At 72.9% G+C, this 23,378-nt stretch carries 27 protein-coding genes; 10 read left to right on the top strand and 17 right to left on the bottom strand.

Annotated features, from left to right (window positions below):
* Positions 1-48: 48 nt before the first annotated feature.
* The 7 genes from N4G70_RS34190 to N4G70_RS34160 are packed head-to-tail and all read right to left on the bottom strand — an operon-like array spanning position 49 to position 2,958.
* The gene (locus N4G70_RS34190) at positions 49-345 is read right to left on the bottom strand and encodes a hypothetical protein (protein WP_261716669.1); all 297 of its coding nucleotides are present in this window, start codon (positions 343-345) and stop codon (positions 49-51) included.
* A complete protein-coding gene (locus tag N4G70_RS34185) occupies positions 342-590 on the bottom strand; it encodes a hypothetical protein (protein WP_261716668.1) in 249 nt (82 codons plus the stop codon). The genes N4G70_RS34190 and N4G70_RS34185 overlap by 4 nt, the downstream gene beginning before the upstream one ends.
* The gene (locus N4G70_RS34180; protein ID WP_261716667.1) at positions 590-1,861 is read right to left on the bottom strand and encodes a DUF2637 domain-containing protein; all 1,272 of its coding nucleotides are present in this window, start codon (positions 1,859-1,861) and stop codon (positions 590-592) included. The genes N4G70_RS34185 and N4G70_RS34180 overlap by 1 nt, the downstream gene beginning before the upstream one ends.
* A complete protein-coding gene (locus N4G70_RS34175; protein ID WP_261716666.1) occupies positions 1,858-2,139 on the bottom strand; it encodes a hypothetical protein in 282 nt (93 codons plus the stop codon). Before N4G70_RS34175 ends, N4G70_RS34180 begins: the two co-directional genes overlap by 4 nt.
* Complete coding sequence (locus N4G70_RS34170) at positions 2,136-2,321, bottom strand: hypothetical protein (protein WP_261716665.1); 186 nt, start codon at positions 2,319-2,321, stop codon at positions 2,136-2,138. Before N4G70_RS34170 ends, N4G70_RS34175 begins: the two co-directional genes overlap by 4 nt.
* A complete protein-coding gene (locus N4G70_RS34165; RefSeq protein ID WP_261716664.1) occupies positions 2,318-2,641 on the bottom strand; it encodes a hypothetical protein in 324 nt (107 codons plus the stop codon). The genes N4G70_RS34170 and N4G70_RS34165 overlap by 4 nt, the downstream gene beginning before the upstream one ends.
* The gene (locus tag N4G70_RS34160) at positions 2,638-2,958 is read right to left on the bottom strand and encodes a hypothetical protein (RefSeq protein ID WP_261716663.1); all 321 of its coding nucleotides are present in this window, start codon (positions 2,956-2,958) and stop codon (positions 2,638-2,640) included. Before N4G70_RS34160 ends, N4G70_RS34165 begins: the two co-directional genes overlap by 4 nt.
* A gap of 254 nt (positions 2,959-3,212) precedes the next feature.
* On the opposite strand from N4G70_RS34160, the gene N4G70_RS34155 reads away from it, so the two are divergent.
* Together N4G70_RS34155 and N4G70_RS34150 are read left to right on the top strand one after the other, a co-directional pair.
* Positions 3,213-3,992 (top strand): GntR family transcriptional regulator, encoded by a 780-nt coding sequence (locus N4G70_RS34155; RefSeq protein ID WP_261716662.1) that lies wholly within the window; start codon positions 3,213-3,215, stop codon positions 3,990-3,992.
* 26 nt (positions 3,993-4,018) lie between these two features.
* Complete coding sequence (locus N4G70_RS34150) at positions 4,019-4,579, top strand: UTRA domain-containing protein (RefSeq protein WP_261716661.1); 561 nt, start codon at positions 4,019-4,021, stop codon at positions 4,577-4,579.
* 84 nt (positions 4,580-4,663) lie between these two features.
* Here N4G70_RS34150 and N4G70_RS34145 read toward each other — a convergent pair whose 3' ends face one another.
* From N4G70_RS34145 to N4G70_RS34120, 6 genes are read right to left on the bottom strand one after another with little or no spacing between them, the layout of a single operon-like run.
* Positions 4,664-5,053, bottom strand: a complete 390-nt coding sequence (locus tag N4G70_RS34145) for a hypothetical protein (RefSeq protein WP_261716660.1) — start codon at positions 5,051-5,053, stop codon at positions 4,664-4,666.
* Entirely contained in the window at positions 5,053-5,328 is a 276-nt protein-coding gene (locus tag N4G70_RS34140) for a hypothetical protein (protein WP_261716659.1), read from the bottom strand. The genes N4G70_RS34145 and N4G70_RS34140 overlap by 1 nt, the downstream gene beginning before the upstream one ends.
* Positions 5,325-5,648 (bottom strand): hypothetical protein, encoded by a 324-nt coding sequence (locus N4G70_RS34135; RefSeq protein ID WP_261716658.1) that lies wholly within the window; start codon positions 5,646-5,648, stop codon positions 5,325-5,327. Before N4G70_RS34135 ends, N4G70_RS34140 begins: the two co-directional genes overlap by 4 nt.
* The gene (locus tag N4G70_RS34130) at positions 5,645-6,010 is read right to left on the bottom strand and encodes a hypothetical protein (RefSeq protein ID WP_261716657.1); all 366 of its coding nucleotides are present in this window, start codon (positions 6,008-6,010) and stop codon (positions 5,645-5,647) included. Before N4G70_RS34130 ends, N4G70_RS34135 begins: the two co-directional genes overlap by 4 nt.
* Before the next feature lie 16 nt (positions 6,011-6,026).
* On the bottom strand, positions 6,027-6,872 hold the full coding sequence (locus N4G70_RS34125) for a hypothetical protein (protein ID WP_261716656.1): 846 nt from the start codon (positions 6,870-6,872) through the stop codon (positions 6,027-6,029).
* Positions 6,872-7,225 carry a hypothetical protein gene (locus tag N4G70_RS34120; RefSeq protein WP_261716655.1) on the bottom strand — a complete coding sequence of 118 codons (354 nt, stop codon included), beginning with the start codon at positions 7,223-7,225 and terminating at the stop codon, positions 6,872-6,874. The genes N4G70_RS34125 and N4G70_RS34120 overlap by 1 nt, the downstream gene beginning before the upstream one ends.
* 172 nt (positions 7,226-7,397) lie before the next feature.
* Between N4G70_RS34120 and N4G70_RS34115 the strand changes: the two genes are divergently transcribed.
* From N4G70_RS34115 to N4G70_RS34085, 7 genes are all read left to right on the top strand, one after another.
* Positions 7,398-7,685, top strand: a complete 288-nt coding sequence (locus N4G70_RS34115; protein ID WP_315904332.1) for a helix-turn-helix domain-containing protein — start codon at positions 7,398-7,400, stop codon at positions 7,683-7,685.
* Between the two features lie 183 nt (positions 7,686-7,868).
* Positions 7,869-8,810: a hypothetical protein gene (locus N4G70_RS34110; RefSeq protein ID WP_261716653.1), complete on the top strand. Its 942-nt coding sequence runs from the start codon at positions 7,869-7,871 to the stop codon at positions 8,808-8,810.
* Between the two features lie 14 nt (positions 8,811-8,824).
* The gene (gene tpg / locus N4G70_RS34105) at positions 8,825-9,376 is read left to right on the top strand and encodes a telomere-protecting terminal protein Tpg (RefSeq protein WP_261716652.1); all 552 of its coding nucleotides are present in this window, start codon (positions 8,825-8,827) and stop codon (positions 9,374-9,376) included.
* Positions 9,376-11,079 carry a telomere-associated protein Tap gene (tap, locus tag N4G70_RS34100; RefSeq protein WP_261716651.1) on the top strand — a complete coding sequence of 568 codons (1,704 nt, stop codon included), beginning with the start codon at positions 9,376-9,378 and terminating at the stop codon, positions 11,077-11,079. The genes tpg and tap overlap by 1 nt, the downstream gene beginning before the upstream one ends.
* Before the next feature lie 162 nt (positions 11,080-11,241).
* Positions 11,242-13,533, top strand: a complete 2,292-nt coding sequence (locus N4G70_RS34095) for a DUF6884 domain-containing protein (RefSeq protein ID WP_261716650.1) — start codon at positions 11,242-11,244, stop codon at positions 13,531-13,533.
* A gap of 82 nt (positions 13,534-13,615) precedes the next feature.
* On the top strand, positions 13,616-14,305 hold the full coding sequence (locus N4G70_RS34090) for a hypothetical protein (protein WP_261716649.1): 690 nt from the start codon (positions 13,616-13,618) through the stop codon (positions 14,303-14,305).
* Between the two features lie 213 nt (positions 14,306-14,518).
* The gene (locus N4G70_RS34085) at positions 14,519-15,343 is read left to right on the top strand and encodes a hypothetical protein (RefSeq protein WP_261716648.1); all 825 of its coding nucleotides are present in this window, start codon (positions 14,519-14,521) and stop codon (positions 15,341-15,343) included.
* A gap of 74 nt (positions 15,344-15,417) precedes the next feature.
* On the opposite strand, the gene N4G70_RS34080 is transcribed toward N4G70_RS34085, so the two are convergent.
* Entirely contained in the window at positions 15,418-15,939 is a 522-nt protein-coding gene (locus N4G70_RS34080) for a hypothetical protein (protein WP_261716647.1), read from the bottom strand.
* Positions 15,940-16,393: 454 nt separating this feature from the next.
* On the opposite strand from N4G70_RS34080, the gene N4G70_RS34075 reads away from it, so the two are divergent.
* The gene (locus N4G70_RS34075) at positions 16,394-16,795 is read left to right on the top strand and encodes a hypothetical protein (protein ID WP_261716646.1); all 402 of its coding nucleotides are present in this window, start codon (positions 16,394-16,396) and stop codon (positions 16,793-16,795) included.
* Positions 16,796-16,863: 68 nt separating this feature from the next.
* Here the strand turns inward: N4G70_RS34075 and N4G70_RS34070 are convergent, their stop codons facing one another.
* The 3 genes from N4G70_RS34070 to N4G70_RS37095 all read right to left on the bottom strand — a co-directional run bounded on the left by N4G70_RS34070 (position 16,864) and on the right by N4G70_RS37095 (position 22,555).
* A complete protein-coding gene (locus N4G70_RS34070; RefSeq protein ID WP_261716645.1) occupies positions 16,864-18,063 on the bottom strand; it encodes a hypothetical protein in 1,200 nt (399 codons plus the stop codon).
* Between the two features lie 104 nt (positions 18,064-18,167).
* Positions 18,168-19,316, bottom strand: coding sequence for a TniQ family protein (locus N4G70_RS34065; protein WP_261716644.1), 1,149 nt, complete (start codon positions 19,314-19,316; stop codon positions 18,168-18,170).
* Positions 19,317-19,414: 98 nt separating this feature from the next.
* On the bottom strand, positions 19,415-22,555 hold the full coding sequence (locus N4G70_RS37095) for a hypothetical protein (protein WP_315904331.1): 3,141 nt from the start codon (positions 22,553-22,555) through the stop codon (positions 19,415-19,417).
* Positions 22,556-23,378: the final 823 nt, after the last annotated feature.

Genomic DNA, 23,378 nt, shown 5'->3' with positions numbered 1-23,378 from the left:
GCCGTCGGCCCGGCCGCGGGGGGAGGGGCGGCCGGGCCCGGGGGTGGATCAGTGCGCCGCGTGCTCGCGGGCGAGGGCGTCGAGGGCGAGGTGAAGGCGGGCGCGGGCGGTGTCGGAACCGCAGCCGACGGCCGTTCCGTACTGGAGCGACTCGCGGGCCGCCTCGGCGGCCTCCCACGCCTTCACCCCGTGCTCGCTGGCCGGGGGGTGGGCGTCGAATTCGAGGTAGACGAGGCCGAGCTCGGCGGCGCAGCGCCCGAGCTGGGGGTGACGCTCGGCGGCGTGCTGGTCCGCCTCGGCGGCGAGCTCGCGGGCGATCTGTCGGTAGATGCTCTCGGCGGTCACTTCTTCCCCTCCTTCTTGGTGGCGCTCTCGGCGGCGGCCTTGGCCTTCTTGGTGGCGGACCGGACCGCCGACGCCTTGGCCGCGGACCGGATCAGGGCCGGGCCGAACAGGACGAGGGCGAAGATCACGGCGCCGACGACGGCGGACCACGTCCACCCGGTCTCGGGCGAGAGGGTGATCGTCGGGTAGATGCCGGCGGGCGCGGCGAGGATCAGGAGCCGGGGCGGGGTGAACGAGGCGCTCATCAGTTCTTCCTCTCGGCCTTGACGGCGTCACGGAGCTGCATCGCGTACCGGGTGTTGCCGCCCCCGATGGCCATGCGGACGTTGCTCACGGAGAGGTCCGCAGCGCCGCCGGGGAGGACGTCAGCGAGGGAGCGGACGCGTTCGAGGTGGGCCTCGTCGAGGGGCTTGTTCGGGACCTTCGGAGCGGTCCGTCCGGTGAGGCGGCCGAGTGCCTGCTTCCCTTTGCGCCCTAGGGTTTTCGCGGTTCGGCCGCCCTTGCTCGGACCCCCGTTCGGGCCGTTCGAGGAGCGGCGCGCGGCCGGTCCATCGTCGCCGTCACCGCCGCCGAACACGTCGCCGAGGAGCTGCTCGACCATGAGGGTTTCGACCCCCACGCCGTGCGCGGCGGCGAGTGCCTTGTCTGCCTCGCCTCGGTGCGCGATGACACCGGCCGTGACGGCGATGTCGGCGCCGTGCGTGTCCTGCCATGCGTCCGCCCACGCCTTTTCGTGGTCGACGCTGCCGTACGGGTGCGCGGTCAGAATGTCGGTGTAGCGGGCGTACACGGCGGGGAAGCGGCGGCGGCGCTTGCGGTCGTGCCGGCGGCGGCGCCGGGCCTCCTTGCGCTGGGCCTTGGTGCGGGTGGCCTTGGTGCCGTGGCGGCCCCACCCGCGGACCTCCCAGAAGAACACCCCGGCGTACGAGGCGGCGGCGAGGACCCAGGCGAGCCACCCGCCGGACGGGCCGGGCGCGTGCGAGTAGTTGATGACGGCGGCGAAGGTGGCGCACGCCCACATGACCACCCGGAAGCGGCCGACGGGGCGGCCCTCGCGCTTGGCGCGCTCACCGCTCACGGTGGCGACCCAGGCCCCGGCTTCCAGCATCACGGCCAGGCACAGGCTGATGATCCCGGGGAGGTTCTCCCCGTTGAGGGCGCGGAGCTGGAAGAAGAGGGCCGGGACGATGCCGCACGCCATGACGACCAGGGCGCCGACGGTGTCACCCTCCTTGCCGAGCTTGGCGAACAGCTCGGCGCGGGCCTTCTTCCACTCGGCCTTGCGACGGGTCTTCTCGCGCTTGCGCTCGGCGCGGAGACGGCGCTCCTCCTCCTGCCGGGCCTCCTCGTCCTTGCGGCGCTGCTCGGCGCGGGCCTCGTCGCGGATACGGGCGGCCTCGGCCTCGGCAAGGCGCTCCTTGCGGGCGGCCTCGGCCTCGGCGAGGCGGTCGCGGCGGTCCTCCTCGCGCTCGTTCTTCCGGTCGAGGCGGCGCTCCTCGTAGAACGACGTACTCACTTGGCGATCTCCTTACGGGCGCCTCGGCGGGCGAGGAGGCAAAGGGGGCAGTGGGGGAAGGGGCGGCCGAACCGGTCGGCGCGGATGCCCTCGGCGGCGAGGAGGGCGCCGACGGCGGCGGCGGTGATGGCCTGTCCGGCGTGTCCGGCGATCAGCGAGACGAGGAACCAGTCGGCGAGGAGGAAGAGGACCAGGGCCCCCGTGGCGATGTGGTGGACGGCGGCGGCGAGTCCGACGGCCGAGACGACGAGGACGCGGCGGGCGGCGGCGGTGGTCATCGGGTGGCCTCCTGGTCCTGGTGGCGGTCGAGGGCCTCGCGGTCACCGCGGCGGCGGTTCTCGGCGGCCCAGAGCTCGGCGCACCGGGCGGCCTGGTGGACGTCGGTCCGGCGGGTGAAGCCGTGGGCGGTGAGGGTCTCCTCGGAGACGGCGCCGACCAGGGCGCACGCGGCGGCGGTCATCGGGCCGTGCGGGGGGTCGGGACCGACGGGACCGCAGACGGGACGGGCGCGGCCGGGGATGCCGGCGGGGCGGTGCGGGGGCGGGGAAACGTCGCGGCCACGCGGACGGCGAGGCGGGCGAGGACGGCGGCCCCGGCGAGGAACGCGGCGGCCTTGGCCCCGGTCACCAGGGCGGTGAGGAGGGTCACGACGAGCGGCGCGGCGAGCTGGGCGAGTCCCGCGAAGGCGAGGACCAGGACCAGGAGGGCGGCGGGGTGCAGCCGGTCGGCGGAGCCGAGGAGGGCGCGGGCGGCGCGGGCGGCGGAGTGGCGGGTGATCACGCGGCCCACCCCCCGGCGAAGTCGTCGGCCTCGTAACCCTGGGCGTCGTCCTCGCGCTCGATCTCCTCGACGATTCCGGCGATCACGTCGAGGGACGCGTCGCGCGGGATGTAACCGGAGTCGGCCATGTCGACCAGCGCGCACAGGCGGGCGAGCTCGTCGAGGTCGTGCTCGTCGCCGCCGATGGGGCCGAGGACGAGGTCGACGTCGAGGCCCAGCTCGGCGGAGAGGTCGAGGCGGGTCGGGACGGTTCCGGCGGCGGAATCGGCCGTGCCGATTCGCAGGTTAAGCGCGGTTTCGGGCATGGTGGTGCGCACGCGGAATCACTCCTCTGTCGTGTCAGGGGAGTCCGCCGAGCGGCCCCGGTGTGCGTGGACTAGACGCCCCGGGGCCGCGCCCTTTCGAGCGTGGCGGACCACAACAACTCGGGCCCCAAGGCCCTCGTCGGTGCCGTTTGATCGGCACGACATGAGTGAACCACCGAATGGAATCCATTGCAATAGTCTTGGATTCCATCCATGCTTGTGTCGGTAGCAAGCGCCATGGAATGGCTTCCAGATAAGGTGACCGCATGACAGAGGACGAGCCGCGCCGAGCGACCTTTCGCGCAGTCGCCGACGAGGTGCGCACGCGCATCCAGCGGGGCACATACGCCCCGGGTGCCAAGCTCCCCACCGAGGGGGAGCTCGCCGACGAGATCGGCACGAATCGGGGGACCGCCGCACAGGCATTGCGCCTGCTCGCCTCCGAGGGACTGATCGACAAGAGCCGCCGGGGCATGTTCGTGCACCGGATCGTCAAGAAGATCGTTCGGGACTCGACGTCGCGCTACGTCCGGGCCCGCCGCGAGGAGGGGCAGGCCCGGGGGGCGTTCGAGGCCGAGATCCGCGGCCTAGGCATGACCCCGTCGAGCGTCACCACCACGAACCACGCACAGCCGCCGGCATGGGTGGCGGACCTCCTCGGGGTAGACGCGAACGATGTGTCGACCCTCGCCCGCGTCCGGCGGATGCTCGCCGATGACGTCCCCGTGCAGCTCGCAACGTCGTACCTGCCCCTCGCCATCGCCGAGGGGACCAGGCTCGAAGAGATCGACACGGGGCCGGGCGGGTCGAAATCACGCCTCGCCGAGCTCGGTCACCCGCAGGCCACCATCACGGAGGAGATCGACGTCCGTCCTCCTACTACCGAGGAAGTCGGGGCCCTCGACATGCGCGAGGACCAGCGCGTTTACGAGATCGCCCATATCGGGCGCACCGAGGACGGCCGCACGGTCGAGGTCACCGTTCACGTACTGCCCACCCACCTATGGCGCCTGTCCTACTCGTGGCCGCTCGGCCCCACCCACTGACCACCCCACCGGAAGGGATCACGCACATGGCACAGAACACCATCGGCGCAAACGGCGGCATCGTCCGGGACGCGCGCAGCCGGTACCGCACCGAGAACCGCGAGGCGAACGGCGCACACGGCGCGTACGAGAGCGAGACGCGCCGCGGCGGCGGGGCGCCCCGCGCCGAGGTGACGGTGAGCCGCGCCGAGGCCCCGGCCGACGTCGCCGAGCTGCTCGGCGTCGAGGGACCGGTCGTCGTCCGCGCCCGGCGCATGTACGACGGGGAGCGCCTGGTCCAGCTCGTCGACACATGGATTCCGGCGGACGTCGCCGAGGCCGCCGGTATCGAACAGGTCGACACCGGGGCGGGCGGGATCATCTCCCGGATGCGCGAGGCCGGTTTCGACCAGGGCGCCGAGGCAGTCGAGGACGTCGACCAGCGGCCCGCCACGTCGGACCAGGCCGAGGCCCTCGGCGTCGAGGAGGGCGAGCTCCTCCTCACCGTGACGCACGTCGGCCGGACCGCCGAGGGCCGGGTCGTCGAGGTCACCCGGCACACCCTCGGCCGCGGTTGGACCCTGCGCTACGCCGCGCCGCTCGACTGACGCACCCGCACAACACGGAGCGCCCGCCCCCTCCTCGGGGCGGGCGCTCTGTCGTTCCCGGCCGCGGTGCCGGCGCCTTCCGGGTCAGTCGTCGTCGGGCGCGCTCCCGACCCATGCGACGGGCCAGCCCTCGGCCGTGATCCCCCAGTGGGGCGCGGTCGATTCGTGGCCGGTGTCGAGCACGCAGACGCGCCCCCACCGGCCGTGTTTCCCGGGGCACGTCCGGGCGAGGGCGTCGAGGTCGGCCTCGCGTACGGCCCGGTCGTACCGGTCCCGGAAGTGCTGAAACTGGGCCCGCAGCTCCTCACCGAGGAGGGCCTCGGCCCGCTCGATCTCCTCCCCCAAGCGCCGAACCTCCGGATCGGACAACACGGCCGCGATGGCGGTCTCGGCCTCCCACCACGCGCGCCGCCGGGCGTGCGCCTCGACGGCCGCCGCCACCCGGCCCGATGCCGAGCTGTCCCCCGCCGGCATCAGGGCCCCGAGACGATAGCGACGATCAGAACCTCGCCCCGGGCCTCGTCGACCCGGTACAGGACGCTGGTCCACGCCATCCGGCCGCCGACCGTGAGTAGTGCGGTGTAGAGGCCGCCGACCCGGTCCGGGTACAGCTCGCCGCAGGTGTACGGCGAGGCGGCGACTTGCTTCTCGAAGCCGAGGACGGCGGCCCGCTCCTCGGCCGTGGCCGTGGCCAGTCCGGCGCGGCCGGTCTCGCTGTAGACGACGGCCCACGGGGTGCCTTGGGTCACCGGCCCGCCTCCTGGTGGCCGTCGGCGCCGAGGATCTCCTCGGACGTGAAGCGGGGGGCGGCCGGGTTGGTCGAGGCCGCGACGGCGGCGAGGATCTCGGGCCGGGTCCGCATGACGAGGCGGTGCCGCCAGGAGCGGACGAGGGCGGCGTACTCCTCGGGGTCGTCGAGGTCGAGCTCGCCGAGCTGCGCCTCGAACTCCTCGCGGTCCGCGGCGCTCGCCGCGGTGAGGGCGGCCCGCAGTTGCGTGACGGTGCGCGGGCCGCCGCCGTGCTGTGTGCGGTACGGGTTGGTCGGTTCCTCGATGGGGAGGGCGCTCACGGGGTGATCTCCTTGGACTCGGGGCCTGCCTTGCGGAAGCGGAGACCGACGCGACCGTGTCCCTCGTCGGTCTCCTCGTACGGGATGCCGGCGGCGTCGAGCTGCGCCCGGGTCAGGTCGAGGGCGTTCGTCTTGCCCGACCCCGACTGACCGACGAACAGGGCGCGTTGGGCGTCGGGCGAGTACCGGCTCACGCGGCCCACGGCGATGATCTCCTCGGCGAGGCGGCGGGCCTCCGGGGTGAGCAAGGCGGCGGCCTCGTCGTACATCACGACGCGCGGGCGCCCGGAATCGCGGGACACGGGGACGGGCAGCAACTCCCCTTCCTGCGGGGCGCGTTCGGGCTTCGGTTCCTGGTCCATGAGGGTCCTTCCGGGGTCAGGCCGTGGCGTCCTTGACGAGGGCGGGGCGGGTCCGGGTCTCGACGGCGGCGACGGCCTGCCGGGGGAGGGTGAGGACGCCGTCGAGGAGCTCGCGGGCCTTGGCGTAGGCGGCGCGGCGCTCATGCTCGCCCCCGTTGCCGTCGAGGGCGATTTCGAGGAGCCCACGGGCCCGGGTGACGGTGGCGCGCTCCTGGCGGGGCAGGTGGCGCAGGCCGGTTTTCCGGGCGTGTTCGTCGGCGGCCCGCCATGCGGTTTTCAGTTGGCTGACGGCGGGCCGGTAGAGGTTGAGGTCGCCCCCTCGGCGGGCGTCGGCGGCGATGTCGAGGGCGTGCAGGAGGGCCGCGGTCTGGGGCACGGTGACGTCGTCGAGGGCCGGGCGGTCGAGGACGGCGAGGACGTCGCACAGGAAGGCGGCGTGCGCATCGAGTACCTCGTCATGCTCGGCCTCGATGGCGCGGCGGCGCTCCTGGGCGGCGGTGTCGGCCGCGCGTCGGGCGGCCTTGCGGGTGCGGCGGCGCTGGATAAGCGACCACAGGCCGTACCCGCCGAAGCTCACGGCGAGGCCGACCGCCCCGAAGGTGAGGGGGAGCCAGAGGCTAGACCCGTCATCGCTCTTGGGGTGGGAGTCGGCCGCCGGTTTCGAGGGATGCCCACCGTCGAGGGCGCCCTCGAACCAGTCCCTCAGCGGTCCGAAGTTCGAGAGCACGACGAGCGCCACCATGCCGGCGAGCAGCCGCACGACGGCCATTCCGAACTCCTTGCGCACGACTGCCGCGAGGACACCGGCCACGGTCCCGAGCGAGACAACCATCGTGGCGACGGTGGTTACCCATTCGATCATCAGGCGGCGGCGGCGCCGCTCTTACGCGTGCGACGCGCGGTCCCGCCCTCACCACCCTTGGCGGTCCGGCGGGTGGCCTTGGGCTTGTTCGCCTTCGCGGCCTTGGCCGCCTCGCGCTCCTCGGCGGCCTGGTCGAGCCACCCGGGTTGCTTCTCCTCGATCAGGGTCCGGAGGTACTGAGCGGCGATGCCGGCCTCGCGGGCAACGGCCGACAGGTGGCCGTACGCGGTCGAGGTCATGGCCTCCTTAACGGCCGCGTCCAGCAAGGCCGTCTTGTCCTTCTTGGCCTGGGCCTCGGACGCCTCGGACGCCTCTCGCAGTTCCTTGATCGTCTTCACGGGGGTGTCAGTCATACCCCGAGGATGACACGTCCGGAGATTCACTACAAGCAAGACTTGTAGTTGACGTGCAACCGTGGAAGAGTGTGCACCGGTCGGGCAGGAATCGCCGGACCCCGCTAGCTGCCGTTATGAGCCCAGCTCACAAAAAGTGAGGTCAGAGCATATGGGGAAGTTCGCAGCCGCCTTGAGTACCAGTGAGCGCACGCTCCGGATCACGGTCGCGGCCCTGATGCGCGCCTGCGGCGAGAATCAGACGTCGCTCGCCAAGGGCCTGCGGATCACTCAGGGGCAGGTCTCGCGCAAGCAGACCGGCGCCGCCGCATGGTCCCTCGGTGACATCGACCGCCTGTCCGCCCACTACGGCATCCCGGTTCCGGATCTCCTGTGCGGCCCGACGCACGCCGTGGAACAGCTCTCCCCCCGGCGCCTCGCCTCTGTGCTCGGCGGATCGCAGGAGGTCATCACGGTCTGACCTGGCACAGGCCGCGCGCCTGCCGCTCGACCCGCTCCACACATGCGAAAAGCCCCGTCGGGGTCATAGGAGGTGGCTCTCCTACCCGTCCGAGGCTTTCGCGTGGACCCTGCTCTAGGTCTGTGGCGGAGTCTACCCGCGCACCCCCGGGTGAGACACCGCAGCGGACGGAAAGGCCGATTAGTGGCACCCCACCGTGATATCAGTCCCGACGACTGCCCCAACTGCCACAAGGTTTACGGCGCCCTTGAAGAACACCGGACGGCCGACCCCGAGAAGTGGCTCACGACCGAGGCCCTCGGTCGGATCATCGGACTCAAGAAGCGCGCCACACAGGACCACTTGGCGCACCTGTTCGCGCACTCCCGTATCGACGCCGACCGGCGCACGCCGCTGGGCGGCGGGATCGGTCAGCCCCTCTTGCCGGGGGCCCAGGAGTGGGCGGCGAACATCGTTGCGCCGGACCCCACCTGTGCAAAATGTCTCGTCGCTCTCGCCGCAATCGGGTGGGAGGGTCAGGTCCACATGGAGGAGCTCGCCAAGATCGCGGGCGTGAGCCTGCGGACCATCGAGCGCCACCGGCCGCACCTCGTCCGCGCGGACCTCGTCGCCTTCCGCCCGGTGGCGATCCGCGAGAACGGGAAGAACCTCGGCCGCCGCCCGGACCGCTTCACCCTGTTGAGCGGGTTCACCACGCCGCGCCTGGAAGGGGCGGCACTGGAAGCGGTGCCGGCACTCGCCGAGTCCATCATCGACCGCGTCCGCTGGTTCGTCGGCGTCACCGCCGAGGAGCGCACCCTCGCCGCCAAGTCCGTTGCCTGGTGCCTGCGCAACGGGTGGCCCGAGGAGGCCCTCCTCCGCGCTCTCGACGCGACGGAGAACCGGCAGGCGTACCGGCCGAACGGCTACCTGGACAAGCTCCTCCGCAAGCTCCCGCCGCAGTACGTCATCCCGGCCCGGCAGATGGTCACCCAGCGGACCGCGCCGCGCAGGCTCGATTGCGCGATCTGCGACACCCCGTTCAAGACCACCATGCCCGGCCATGTGCTGTGCGGCGGCGCCGTCTGCCTGCGGCCGGAACTGGCCGTCGTTCCCCCGTCCACCAACGTCTACAAGCTCGCCTGAGAGGAGCCGTGACCATGGGAAAGCTCGTCGATGCAATGCGAGCGCGGTTCCAGACGCGCAACGCCCCGAAGACCGCGAGGGGTCAGTTCAACGCCCTGATGCGGAAGGAGAAGGGCAACACGGCGAAGGTGGCCGAGCGCCTCGGCGTGTCCCGCCGGACGGTGCAGCGGTACGTCAAGGGCGAGCGGAACATCGCCAAGTCGAAGCCCGAGATCCTCGACCGCTTGCAGAAGGAGGCCGTCAAGGACCACCAGCCGCGCGTTACGGCGCGTGCGCAGAAGGAGGCCCAGCGGCGCGGTATGACGATTGAGACCCGGGCGTCATTCGGGTTCACTGCGGGCCCGGACAGTACGGACGACCCGCGCGTACGCCGCCTCACCGAGGACGTGCCCGACCACCTGATTCCGCAGGTGTTCGACGCTCTGCGGGCGGGCGACGAGGACGAGTTGAACCGGCTCCTCGGGCAGGGGCTCGCCGAGGAGTATTTCCGCACCCCCGGCACCGACGCCGAACAGCTCGACGTCGAGTTCAAAGACATTGACTACGTGGAATTGGACCTCCGCTGATGACCGAGAAGACCTACGCCGCTCCCCTCCTGGTCCTCGACGCCAAGGGCGGGGCCCTCATCGCCCACGGCACGGACGTGCAGCTCGTGAACGTGCCGGCGGACGTCGTCGACTTGGCGACGGCCGCCGAGTGGGCCGTCGCGTACGGCCTGGGCACCGGTCCCCTCTCTCAGTACGGCGAGGAGTCCGGCCCGCTCCTGGTCCTCACCGAGGCCGCCGTCGAGGCCCTCGGCCTGCCCGCCCGGCTCGACGACCGCAAGCGGCTGCGGGTGCCGGACGACCACCCGGCGGTCAAGGCCGTGGAAGAGGGCGGGTGGAAGCTGAGCCGCGCGGGCCTCGCGCCCTGGTCCTTCCTGTACCGGGACCGCGTCGAGGTCTACGTCGCCACGATCCCGTGGGGTGCGTTCGCCGATCACCTCCGGTGGGGCGGGATTGAGGACGTCGCCGCCGACCCGGCCGCCCTCGCGTACGTCCTCGGTCAGTACGCCGAGCGCGTGATCACGCCGACCGGCTCGACGGCCGCTTGCAGCCTCGCCCTGATGACCGCCCTTCGGCCGCCGACCCGGCTCGTCCGGGACCGGGGCACCGGACGGCCCCACCGGGTGCCGGTCGAGGGCTCGCTCTCCGCGCCGGTCGACCCGGCCCCGCCCGAGGCGCCGGACGAGCACCCGCTCGCCAAGGACCGCACCCGGGACGAGGCCAAGGACCCCGCGCACGTCCTCGCCGAGGAGGCCCTCGCGTGGCACCGGGCGCCGACCGAGGCCGAGGCCGCCGCACCGTACGTCGTCGGCCTCGACATCAACACGGCGTTTCTCGCGGCGGCGAACCGGCTCACGGTGGGGATCGGCGAGGCGGTCTACACCGACGGACCGCGGTTCGACAAGAAGGTTCCGGGGTCCTGGCTCGTCGACCTGTCCGGCGCCGAGCTGCGCACGAAGGATCTCGTCACGAAGGCATGGAAGACGCTCCCGGTCGAGTTCCCGAGTCCGTTCACCCCGGACGGGAAGACACCGACCGGCCCGGCCTGGTACGCGACGCCGACCCTGGCGTACGCGGTCGAGCTGGGGATCGAGGTCCGGCCCATCGCCGCGTGGCTGCGGCCCGAGGCGGGCGGGTACCTCGACCTGTGGCACAACCGGCTGCGGGATGCCTACATGGACACCCTCGCCGATCTCGGCATCACGGCCGACATGGACGAGGAGGCATTCCTCGCGGCCATGTCCACCGTCAAGGAGCGCGACCCCGAGGCCGTCGCCCTCCTGTCTGCGATCAAGCAGACGGCGAAGGGCGGTATCGGCAAGCTGCGCGAGAAGCCGCAGGGGAAGCGCGAGGGGCGAAACGCGCCGTGGCCGGCACTCAAGCGCCCGACGTGGCGGCCGGACATTCGCGCCGCCGTGATCAGCTCGGCGCGGGTCGGTGCCCACCGGAAGATGGTCAAGACGTGGAACGCGCTCGGGTTGGTCCCGCTCGCGGTCCTGTCTGACTGCGTGATCTACCCCTCGGCGCACCCGACGGCCCGCGCGGTCGTGCCGCGCAAGCCCGACGGAACGCCTCTGCCGGGCGGTTTCCGCCTCGGCCCGAACCCGGGTTACGTCAAGGAGGAGGGCGTCCGGCCGATGGAGTGGCTCCGAGAGACGGTGGCCAAGGGCGCGAACCCGGCGCGGTTCATCAAGGAGGGCCGGGACGCGGGCCGCGAGGAGTAGGCGGAGCGCGTACGGCAGGGGCGGGCCCCGGTAGGTAGCTACCGGGGCCCGCCCCTTTCTCTGTGCCGACTTGGATTACAACTGTGAGTTTTACTTGTAGTTGTAGTGCGACTGTGCGAGGGTGTCCGGAGATCAGTACCCCGAACACAGGAGCCACGCCGAATGCCTGCCGAGTACGTCACCCGGACCCGAATCGCCGTCGACCGAGGCCGCGCCGAGGCCGCCCTCGAATTCGAGCGCGCCGCCGGGAAGGGCAAGGCCCGCACCGCCGCCGCCCGCCGCCTCGCGGTGATCTACCGGGTAGAGGCCCGCCACCCGTACAGGACGCTGCACTACAACCCGGCCGGTTCTGACGCTCCCGCGCCGACGCCCGACGAGCTGCGCCTCGACGTGTCCGGCGACCCCGAGCGCGTCGCCCGCTACCTGTCCGCCGTCCCGCGCTACCTCGCCCGCGTCGAGGCCCTCACCACCAAGGCCGTGCGCGCCTACGGCCGGTGGGCCCGCAGTGCGGCCGGTGAGGAGGCCCTCGAATACACCGATGCCGGCGGGGCCCGCGCGTACGCCCGCCGGTTCCGTGTCGAGGCGTTCGCGGCCGTCGCGGACGCGTTGGGGATCTCCTCCCTTCCCCGGTACGTCGACCCGGCCGCGCCGATGTGGGACCAGGCCGCGCGCATCGCGTGGGACGTCGTCAAGGCCGAGGGCCCGGTGTCCCTGTACGCGATGCACGACGAGGCCGAGGCCGAGGAGCTCCTCGCCGCCGCGGACCGCACCCCGGACCCGGCCGCCGAGGCGTTCGAGCGTGAGCTCGCCGAGCTGCGCACCGCCGAGTACCGCCGCAGCGCCCGCCTGTTCGCCGCCCTCGACGGCGAGGAGCTTCCGGCCGACGAGGCGCCGGTCGAGGAGGCCGAGGACGTCGTCGAGGACCAGGAGGACGAGGAGCTCCCCGCCGTCGAGCTCACTCCGGTGCAGCGCCGTTGGCTGCACACCGCCGCCGCGCACCCGGAGGGCTTCCTCCCCGCGTCCGTGAACCTGCGGACGGCGCGCTCCCTGGGGGCGGCCGGGCTCATTCGGTGGACGCGGCCCGAGGGTCGCACGGTGCCCCTGGCCGAGGCGGTGTGGAAGCTCGACGCGGGCGAGGTCCGGATCACGGCGGCGGGCCGTCGCCGGGCCGCGGCCGAGGAGCGCGAGCGCGTCGTAATCGTGGCGTGCGGGGGCCGCAAGGCTGTGTATGCCGACGGCGTCCGCAAGGGCGAGCCGGTGATCGGCGAGCGGGCCGGGGCGCTTTACGTGGGGAGCTACCACCGGGCGATGCGCCGGGCGGCCGACGTCCTCACCCAGGGCGGCCGGTCGGGGCGGGTGCTGATCCTGTCGGCCAAGTACGGGCTTGTCGAGCTCGACCGGCACCTCTTGAACTATGACCTCCGGGTGGGCGACCCGGGCACGGTCGACGGCGAGACGCTGCGCCGGCAGGCGCACGAGCTCGGGATCTCGGGCGCGGCCGTGACGGTGCTCGGCGGCCGGGCGTACGTCGAGCTCGCCGGGGAGGTCTGGGACGAGCTCGCCGCGCCCCTCGCAGGCACGCGGGGGATCGGCGAGCAACTCGCCCGACTCGCCGCCATCTACGACCCGGCCCGCGCCGCCGTCGAGGCTGCGGCCGAGGACGTCGTCGAGGACCAGGACCAGGAGGACGAGGAGCTCCTCGACGTCCCCGCCGCCCCGGTGCGGCCGGTCGAGCTCGTCCCCGCCGCACGGCCGCGCGGGCGGTCGCACCCCCTGTCGCGCCCCCTGTCGGCACCCTGCCCGGCGTCCGGTGTGACCAGGGCCGACGCCCCCGTTCCCCCGGCCCTGCGAGCGGCGCGACAGGGGAGGAGGCACAGGGGCGGCGGGGCGTGTCCCTCGAACCGGTGGACCGCCGCGCGGCGTGACGTACGGCGCCCCAGCATCGGGCACGGTGAGCGGGTGCACCGTCCCGTGATCGCTCTCGCCGTCGCCGCTCTCGCCGTCCTGGCCACCGGATGCGTGTCCGTCCCCCCGGCAGACGACAAGGCGCCCGGCCCGCGCGCCCGGCCCGTCGTGTCCGCCGCCCCCAGTCCGGCGGGCGCCACCCAGGCCCCGGCCCGCGAGGAGCTCACCCGGACCGACCCCGACCCGTCCCCCTCCTCGGCCGCACCGCGCCCGCGCTCGACACCGACCGCCGCGCGGGCCCCTCGGTCAGTGCGGCCCGCCCCGGCGGTCCGTCCCGCTGTGCCCCCGCAGGGTCACCGCGCCCGGCCGCCGGCACCGCCGCGCCGCACGGTCCGGCCGCCAGTCCTGCGGCCGTCGCACCGACCCGCGCGGCCGACTCGCCGGGCGCCCGCCGCACCGAGCTACTCCATGCGCGACGTGTGCCGGGCCGCCGACGGCGTCACCGATCCGGGCCTCGCTTCGCTGTGCCGTAGCACGTACGGGGGATAGACGGCCGCGCCGAGCGGCCACGCCGCGGCGCGAGAGTGAAAAGCGGCGCCGGGATCACGGATGCGGCGGATAGCCTTCCGCCATGTCATCACTGATGTTCCAGCTCCCTGAAAAGGGCCGCCGCGTGACCTTCATCGGCAAGGGCGGGTCGACCAAGACTCACACCCTCGCCCACGTCCGCGGCCACTGGGCCCGCATGGGCTACCCCGTAGGCGCCATCGACTCCGACCAGCCGGGCGAGGACGAGGACGGTTCCCTCTACACCTGGGATCAGTTGTGCGGCGGCATGGTCAAGGACCGCCCCGTCACGGCGCAGTACAGCGCGCTGCACCTTCCGGGAACCATCACCAAGGAGACCCCGCCCGGCGGCCTCCTCGGCATCGACACGGGAGCGTGGTCCAACACCCCCGGCGGTACGCATCACTCAGCGCTCGCCATGTCGGATCTCGCCGTTCTGTGCCTCCAGCCCGCCGAGGGTGAGCTCCACCGGTCGGCGTCCGTGTGGCTCGCTCTCAAGTACCTGGAAGACACCACGGGCCGCCGCCCCGAGCTCGTCGTCCTGTTCACCCGGACCCACCACACCGCCAAGGCGAACGACGAGGCCCGCCGCGCACTGGAGAAGCGCGAGATCACCGTGTTGGAGTCCAGCGTCCCGAACCAGCAGGGCGAGCACGGCTACTCTCGCGCGTTCGGGAAGGCTCTCGCCCTCGACGACGACGACCCCATGCATAAGGTGGCTGTCGAGATCCTTACGAAGGTGGCGATTCAGTAGATGAGCATGGATGCAGTGTTCGGCGACGCCCTGACGACCCGTGGGCGGGGGGCGGAAACGGGCAAGCCCGAGAAGCCCGCGGTACCCGCCACGTTCACCGCGCCCGGAGTGCCGGCGCCCGCGGGGACACCGGCAGTCGAGGCCGCTCCGGAGACTGAGGCCGGGGCGGCGCCCGCCCCGGCCGAGGGGGGCGTCCCGCCAATTGGCGGGAAAGTGTTCGATGAGAATTCGAACAGCGACGAGGGGGGCGCACCGGCCACCACCGAGGCGGACGACGCGGGCAAGCCCGTGAGTCCGCTCTCCGAGGAGGACCGACTCCTCCTGAGTCAGTGCGAGGGCCGGATTCAGGCGTTCGGGAAGGCTGCGGCCGACGCGGGCGAGGCGTTCGACACGATCAAGGACAAGGAGCTCCACCGGCACTACGGGATGACGTGGGCCGAGTACACCATGGCCCGGTGGGGGGTGTCGGTCTCGCAGGTCGACCGCCTCATTGCGGCGGCGCCGGTCATGCGGGAGCTGTCCATCCCGAACGAGGGCACGGCGCGCGAGCTCGTCCCCGCCTACCGCGAGTGGGGCGCGGATTCCGCGCGGGCCCTCTGGGACGGCACCAAGGAGGGGTCCGAGAACAAGCCCACGGCCAAGGTGTTGAGGGCCGCCGTCCAGAGCGCGAAGGAGAAGATCGGGGAGGGGAAGAAGGTCCCCGCCCCGGACAAGCTCCTGAGCCTCGCGCGCAAGACGGTGGCGCGGGTCGTCAAGGAGGACGCGGCGGCCAAGGCAGAGAAGGCCGCCGCGAAGAAGGCGCCGGCACCGGCACCGGCCGCCGCGGGGGAGGCCGAGAAGAACGGCGCGGACACGTCGAGCGCACCGGCCGGTGAGGCGTCGGCGTGGGTTCTGCCCGACAGTGCGGTGACCGAGTTCTCTCGCCTGTTCGTCGCCCAGGCCGAGGCGACGGGCCGCCCGCCCGAGGAGATCGCCATAGAGGCGTACGACGTGCTGCGCAAGCACTACGGCACGGCAGGGGACCAGGCCGCCGCGTAGGCCGCCGCAGAACCCGCCACACGGCGCGGCCCCGGGAGTTCGAGCTCCCGGGGCCGCGCCGTTTCGTGCCTCGGTCAGTCGGCGGCGGGGACAGGGCGGCCGATGCCCTCGGCGAGGAGCTCGGCGGGGAATCCGTCACGGCACCATGTCACCGCGAGATCCGAGGCGAAGCCGTTCCCGTGCAGCAACGGGCCGTGTTGGCTCATCAGGCGTGCCGCCTCCTCGGCGTGCACGGGGAGGCCCAGGTATGCACGGCCGGGCCGCGGCCACGTCAGGTCACGCGCGGCGCCGTCCTTGCCCGCGCACCATGCATGTTCGACGGGCCACGCCACATCCCATGCCAACCCCTCGACGTAGGCGAGCTCGCCGCCGCTCGCCCATGCCCACGATGCCGCCTCGGTGTAGCACTTCCCCGGCTCGCCGGGCGGGGTGCCGCCGTCCGGCCAGGGCGCCGGGGTGAACAGGCGGCCGTGCGCGAGGAGGAGCGCGGACAGGCTGCTGTGCACCCAGCCGGGGCGCTCCCCGCGCAGTGCGGCATCCCTGCGCAGGTGGTCGACGAGCTCGCCCTCGGTCGTGGCGGGTTCGGTGTGGGGCATGGGCGGGTGTCCTCCTGGTGGTCGAGCGGGCACCGGTCGAGTCTGCCCGTTCCGGGCGGCGGCCGGGAGGCTCTCGGCCGAACCCGCCACGGGTGCACGGGTGGCCGGCACTTCTGCCCGGTCCCGTACGGCGAAACCGCAGGTCGGACCGAACCCGCCATCTCGTGCACCCCCTTGGCGTCGACCCCGCCACGGCGTGCACCCCCTTGGGACGTCGGCCCTGGTCCGGGGCCTTTGACCTGCGGGAGTCGGGCCCGCTGGTGAATCTGAAACCGCCATTCCGTGCACCCCCTCATGACCAGGGGTTATGACGAAGTCTCATATTTTATGAGCTGGGGACATACGGGCCCCGCCCGAGGAGGCCGAACACGTCGCCCCAAACTCGCAGTACAACTTGTAGTTGAGTTACAACCTGTGTCATGGTGAAGCCCCACCGACCAAGGAGGCAGCACCGATGAACACCCCGACCCCCGCCGAGCTCCCCGCCACGGCCCGCACGTTCGTGGTCGACGCCGAGACGCGGGCCCTGTTCGAGGACGTCGTCGCCGAGGCCCGCCCCGAGCTCGGCGCCGTCCTGGCCACCGTCCGCGCCGACGAGGTCCCGGCCGGGGCCGTCGTCCTCGGCTGCTACCCCGACGGCGTGAACGTCGAGGAGGCGACCCCGGCCGGGGCGATCACGCACTCGGACCCGTACACCGCCGCGCCGCGCCCGTACGACTCGGCGTGCGACTGCCTCGGATGCGCCGAGGCCCGCGGCTGGTCCGGCCGCGTGATCACCCTCGCCACCGAAACGATGTGGGACGCGTGCGACCCGGTCCCGGCCGCCGCGCCCGTCCTGGTCCGCCTCGCCGCATAGAACCCGCCCAGCACGAGGGCCCCGTCGCACACTGCGACGGGGCCCTCGGCGTTCACCGGTCGAGGACGCTACGCCTCGGCCTGCGGCTGTCGGTCCCACAGATGCACGGTGCTGCCGGTACGGAGCGGCGCACCCTGCGGGCCCTTGATGTGCCCGGGAACGATGCGGTCCTCGTGCTGGCAGTCCCCGGCCGCGTGCCCGCCGGGGTTGAGGCAGGTTGAACGGCGGTACGGGCGCACTGGCCACCGGCAGGACCACGACGGTTCACGGCGGCCGGTGCTCGCTGCGGCGTCGGCGTCGGCGGCTTCCCGGGGCGGCCGTTGGGCGGTGTGGACGTTGACGACACGGACGGCCGACGGCCCCGTGATGCCCTGCCGGGCGTCCCGCTTCTTGCCGGACCGATCCCGGGGGATCTCCTCTACCTCAGCCCACCGGGTGCCCCCGGCGGCCGTCATGAGTTGCCACGCGGTGTAGAGGGTGTGCGTCCATACGTCGGTGGTGTCGGGCCGGGCCGGGGCGAACTCGGCGCCCTCGATGAGCAACACCTCGTTGTCCCAGTTGAGCGGACCCCCAGGGACGTTGTGTCGCTGCGCCTCGATCATCCCGGCCGTCATGACTGACCCGTCCCGCATCGTGCCGAGCACGGTCTCCGGGGGCAGGCCAGAGAACAGGTTCCGGGGACTGTAGTAGGTCACCCAGATACCCCGGGTGCCGGGAGGGATCGCGGCGTAACCGCCGCGGGTGGTGTGGCCCCATGTCACCGGCTGACCCTCGACGTTCACGTCTTCCGGGGTCCACGCGGTCCACGCCGCGGCCACGATCGGTGTCGTGACCTTCGCATCGACCCCCGGCCGGGCGGCGAGGGTGTCCGCCAGGGCGGCCCCGACGTCCTCGACGTATCCGCCGATGGGCTCGCCGAACACGATCAGCCCGGATTCCGCCGGCAGGCGGTCGATGCTCACCCGCTCCCGAGGCGGAGTGGCGGCGGCGGCCAGGGCCAGGGCCGTCATGTCCGCCGTGGCGTAGTAGAGCTCGGCCTCTTCGAGCCGGGCGCGCTCCGCCTTGTTGAGCAGGATCGCGGCGAGGGTGTCGGCCGCAATCGGCGCGTTGCGCATGGTGGGCACGATGGAACAGCGCCCCGCGCGGATCGCCTCGCGCATGGTGATGTTGGACGGCTCCGACGCGGTGAAGTCGACGAGCTGTGCGCGCCACTCAGGCAGTTGCCGGGGGTCCGGCGGCACCCATCGGGTGGGGGCGGCTTGCGTCATGGGTGGTGCCTTCCTGGTCTGTGATGATGGAGGCCGCGGCGGGCCGCCCCTACTACCGGTGGGGGCGGCCCGCCGTCCTGTCGGCACCGTAGTGCCGCGGGGTGTCAGCGGGTGCGCTTGTCGGGCAGGCCGGTGCACTCGGGGTAGGGCACCCATCGGCAGCTCGGCGCGCGGCCGTCGCACCGGGGGCATACGGCCGTGACGGACGTCAGGGGCAAGCCGTAGACCCACATGAGGCAGGAGGGCGCCCGGAAGGGGCCCGGCTCGGTCGACCGTCGGTGCAGCGCGGGGAGGTGGTTCCATCGGCGGTCGGCGGCCGTGCGGCCGGACGACTTCCCGGCAGGCTCGGGCCGGTGCTGCTCTAGCCAGTAGTCGAGGGGTGCACGCTCTTGCCGGGTGAGGGTGCCGGCGGGAACGAGCTCGGCGACGACGTCCTCGACCCAGGCCGCGGACGATGCCCCGCGCTTTCGGCGCCGCTCCTCCCATGACCACATGAGCTCGGCGAGGGTGACGGCCTCGGGGTAGACGACGACGGGTGCCGCCCGGCGGCGGTGCCGGGTCATGCCGAGGGCCTCCTCGCGGGCGTGCCAGACGTCGGCGGCGCCTCGGCCGCCGTCCCGGCCGGGGCCGCGGCGCCGGGGGATGGACACCCACCACCAGAGCATCACTTGATGGGCGTCCGCGAGGAGAGCGTCACCGACGGGCCCCACGCGGTGGACGAGCTGTCGGTGTCGTTGCAGCGCCCACCCGAGATCGGGGACGGGGGCGGTATCGACGAGGTACCCGCCGTCATCCCCGGCGAGCCACCGACGGCCGCAGGGGCACGGCCGCCAGCGGTGACCGGTGGCGGCGAGCCACGCCCCGGGTTCCATGCACAGCGGGCAGGCCGGCAGGGGAGCGGCGCCGAGCTCGTCGGGCCACGGTTCGACGCGTACGGCCTTGACGTCGGCGACGCGGTCCGGGTGCGCACTGGGGAGAGCTCGGGACAGTTGGTCGGCGTCGCGGTCGACGAGCACGGCGAGTCGGTCGAGGCCGTCGGGGGAGAGGAGGAGCTCCTCGCGCTGCGGGTCGAGGCCCTCGGCCGGGAGGTCGAGACCCTCGTCGAGGACCCGCAGGAGCCGAGGCAGATCGGGGCCGTTGGCGGCGGCCGTGCGAGCGAGGAGAGAGAGCGTCGTCTCGCCAGGGATCAGCGGAACGCGGATCGGAAGTCCGAGGGGGGGCTCCGCCGGGTCGGCCGGGTCGGTTTGGGTCATGTCGGCACCGTGGCACACCGCACCGACAACGCGTCCCCGAACGGGTGACGTCCCGCCCGGACGAGGGGACGGCCCGTCGTCATCTTGGCGCGTCCCTGTCAAGTTTCCTGATGAATCCACGGGGTGGACCCTCGGCCCTTCTGTCGTTTCTGACGTGTCCTTGTCAAGTTCTCGGGGAAGCGCCGGCACCCGGCCCAACGGCCGGATACGGGCGGCGGGCCCCGCTCCCCGTACGCTTGCAGGGGCCGCCCCGCGCGCCCGGGGGCCTGTCGCGTGCCCTGTCGTGCCCCCTGTCGTGCCGCGCCCTGTCGCGTGCTGTGACCTGCGCGAACACCCCCGCCCCTCCCCCCGCGCGGGAGACGCGACAGGGGGGCGCCGACAGGGCCCGCCGCCCCCGGGCGGGCCGCCGCCGGGACCTCCTCGACCGCCGCCTCGACCGCCGCCTCGGCCGCCGCCTCGGCCGCCGCCGGGACCTCCTCGACCGCCGCCTCGACCGCCGCCTCGACCGCCGCCTCGACCGCCGCCTCGGCCGCCGCCTCGGCCGCCGCCGGGACCTCGGCAACGGGGACCAGGAGGCCAATCTCGGCGTATGCGGGAGTCGACAGGAGGACACCCATACCGGCCCACCCGGGCGCGTCCCCTTCCCGTCCGCGCGCCACCACACACCCGTTGTCGAGCCGCTCGATACCGGTCAAGGTCACCGGGGCGCCCCACGTTTCGGGGGAGAGGGGACCGCCGTCCCCGAACCCGCCACGGACCGGCACGCACCGCCCCGGGGTGCGGACGACGTCCCCCGGCTCGACCGCGTCCCATGTGGTGACGCGCCACCCTTCCGGTGCCACGGTGCGGGCCCGCATCCGGCGCGCGGTGTCCGCCTCGGCCGCGGCCCGGACGTCGACCAACCCGACGAGTCGGGCCGCCGCCTCGGCGCGGCTGGTGTGGTCGGTCCGGCGCGTCTCGTCGAGACCGAGGGCCCACCATGTGCGGCGCGTCCGGTAGACGTGCCCGACCGGTGCGCCGTCGACCGACACCGGGTAGCGACCCTCGGCGTCCCGGCGGCCGAATCGGTACCGGGGTGCCTCCTCGACCGCCGCCTCGGCCGGGGCCGGCACCGGAGCGGCCTCGGCCCGCGCAGCCTCGGCCGCGCGCTGGTTCCGTGCCCACTCGTCGCGGTCCCGCGCGTACTCCGCCACCGTGGCACCCAGCGCGCGGACCCTGTCGGCCACCGGGGCGATACGGTCGGCCGCCTCGGTCCCGCGCTCCCGCGCGGCACGGTCGTGCAGCTCCTCGGCCGTCTCCAGCGCGGTGCGCGCCTGCCGGTACCGGGCGCCCGGAACCTTCGTGTCCGTGTGCCGCGCGTCGTCCATCAGGGCCCGCATGATGCCCAGTTCACCGGCCATGCGCTCACACAGAACCCGCGCGGCGTGTTCGCGGTTCTTCGCCTCGGCGATCATCTCGGCCCGATCCTGGTCCGTGGACGTGTCGACGATGCGCACGGCCGTGCCCGCGTACCGGCTCACGGTGCAGTAACCGACGCTCCACCCCTTGACGGTCCCTCGGTCGGTAAGCGTCGGGTACGCGATGAACGGTGCGCCGTTGACCGCCGCAAGAGCCTGCCGCGCGATCCACACGAGACGGAGCGCGTTCGTCTCTCCGATGCGGCGGTCAACACCCTGCGCCCCGATCCACGCGTTCGGACGGCGCGCAGCCTCGTAGCGCTCCTCGGCGTCTGCGAGGGACCACTCCGCGCGCTGCAACTCGGCCGCCGCCGCGGCCTCGGCCTCGGCCCATGCGAAAGCCTCGGCGACCGTGCGCGCGTCCGCCTCGCACCCGTCGGCCAGCACGCGCGCACGCTCGGCGCAGTCCCGCGCACGGGCGGGGTCCGTGATCTCTGCGCCGTCCCACCAGTCACGCCGCGCGGAAATCTCAAGGTCGTACGCGGTCCGGGACCGGCGGTCGATACGGGCGAGTGCGGCCCGCACCCGCTTGCCCTCGGTCTCGTCGAGCCGCTCAACGGGCATGGCGTCATAGATGTTGGTCCGGTGCCGGACGGCCGTCACGGTGAGCTCGTACGCCTCGGCCGCGCGGGACGCGTGTCCCTCCGCCTCCTCGGCCCACTGACGCGCGGTCCGGCCGTCGCACGTCGCCACCGGGGCCGCAGGCTCGACCGCGGCCTCGGCCGCACGGACCGCCGCGCGCCGCTCCTCGGCCTCGGCCGGACCCTCCTCGGCCCGCTCGATAGCCTCCTCGGCCTCGGCCCACTCGCCGCCCAACATGAGCTGTCCAGCGGCGTGAAGCTCCTCGTCGTCCGACATGATCAGTTCGCCGATGCGGACCGCCTCGGGGTCGACCGTGCGCGCCGCACCCGACCCGTACCGGGCGAGCATCGCGCACATGATCTCTCGGCACGCGCACAGCCATTCGCCGCACCCCATGCACTCGTTATCGGCCGCGGTGCGCGCGGCCTCGGCCGCCTCCTTCGCAGCCTCGGCCGCCTCCTCGGCGGTGTCGAGGGACTCCCGCGCCGTCTCCCGCGCATCCTTCGCACGGTCGTAAGCGCGGTCCGCCTCGGTCTCGTACAGGGCACCGGTAGCGGCCTCGGCGTACTTCCGGCACTCATTGGCCGCACGCTGCGCCCGCTGAAAAGCGCGCTTGCAGTCGACGACCGCCTCGGCCGCTCCCTTGGCGTCCGCCTCGGCCTGGTCCGCCTCGGCGTCCGCCTCGGCCCAGGTACGCGCGGCCTCGGCCGCCTCCTGCGCCGTCTCGGCCGAGTGCTGGAACCCGCCCGCAGCGTCGGCGCACTTGCGCGCCTCGGCGAGTGCCTCCTCGGCCTTCTGTCCTGCCTTGACCGCGTCGAGTGCCGAGCGGGCCGCAACGACACCGGCCGCGGCCTCGGCGCGCGTCTCGGCCGAGACGTCACCCGCCGGGACCTTGACCTCCTCGACGACAGTCTCGACCGCCGCGCCCGGAAGCGACTCCATGCCGGACCGGTACCAAGCGACCGTTTCGCGGTAACCGCGGCCCACCGTCGCCCACTTGCCCGCGCGCCATGTGTAGCGGCCCGTACGGGAGTCGGACGGCGTCGCCACAACCAGCGTCCACGCGTCGGCCGTTGCGTCGCGCTCGACCATGACGCCCCACCCGCAACCGGTAGCGGCGGCGGCGAGCGCACCCAGGGTGCGGGGGGCGCCGGCCGACAGAGCGTCAGCAACGGGCATCGGGGCGGAAGTCGAGGTCATGCGCGGTTCCCTTCGGATCGGCCGCCGGGACTTTCCCCCGGCGGTTGGTGCGGTTCCCACACTAGCCAACTTGCATCACAACTACAAGTTGAACTGTGAGTTTGGGTGCATCTTTTCGACGTCCGGGCCGAACCCGCCACGGGGTGCGCCGAGGCGGACCGGGGCGCATGTCGACCGCACGGGGGAGATCATCCGAAACGGGCCCAGGAAGCGGCCTATATGGCGCCCTACGGGCCTAGCATCGCCTCGGCGGCCCGCAGTGCGCACACGGGGTCGAGGCTGGGAGGCGGGCGCACAGCGGTTTTCGCTGGTCAGTCGGGTTGTGGATAAAGGGTGCACCAAATGGCGGTATCGGGACTGACCAGGGGGAACGGGTCCTACGATGGCCGAACCCGCCACGGGTGCACGGAAGTTGGTAAGGGGTGAAACTTTGGCGGCGCCTCTTACTCGAACAGCTTATTGGGAACGGTTTCCAGTAAGGGGGTCCACCGGACGGCCGTTCTCGCTGGTCACTCCCGAACCCGCCACCCCATGCACCCCCCGACCTTTGTTCGATTTCCGCACTGTGGAAAAAGCGTGCACGAAATGGCGGGTTCTGAGATCGGTTACGATCGGTCTCCGAGGCCGGCACTTGGGAAAACGTGGGTTGAGCTGGGGAAACGTGGTTTTCCACAGGGGTGCACCGTATGGCGGGTTCCACCTAGTTCCCACACTCAAAGCCGCAGGCGCAGACGTGATCCGCGAAGCGGATCACTGCGGCCCGCGAAGCGCGGCCGCATAGCAGACAGCGTGAAACGCTGTCAAGTGATCGGCGAAGACGATC

It is taken from the genome of Streptomyces sp. ASQP_92 (genome assembly GCF_025399895.1).
Classification (GTDB): Bacteria; Actinomycetota; Actinomycetes; order Streptomycetales; family Streptomycetaceae; genus Streptomyces.
The sequence above is the reverse complement of the archived record's forward strand: the minus strand, read 5'-3'. Positions and strand labels throughout refer to the sequence as shown.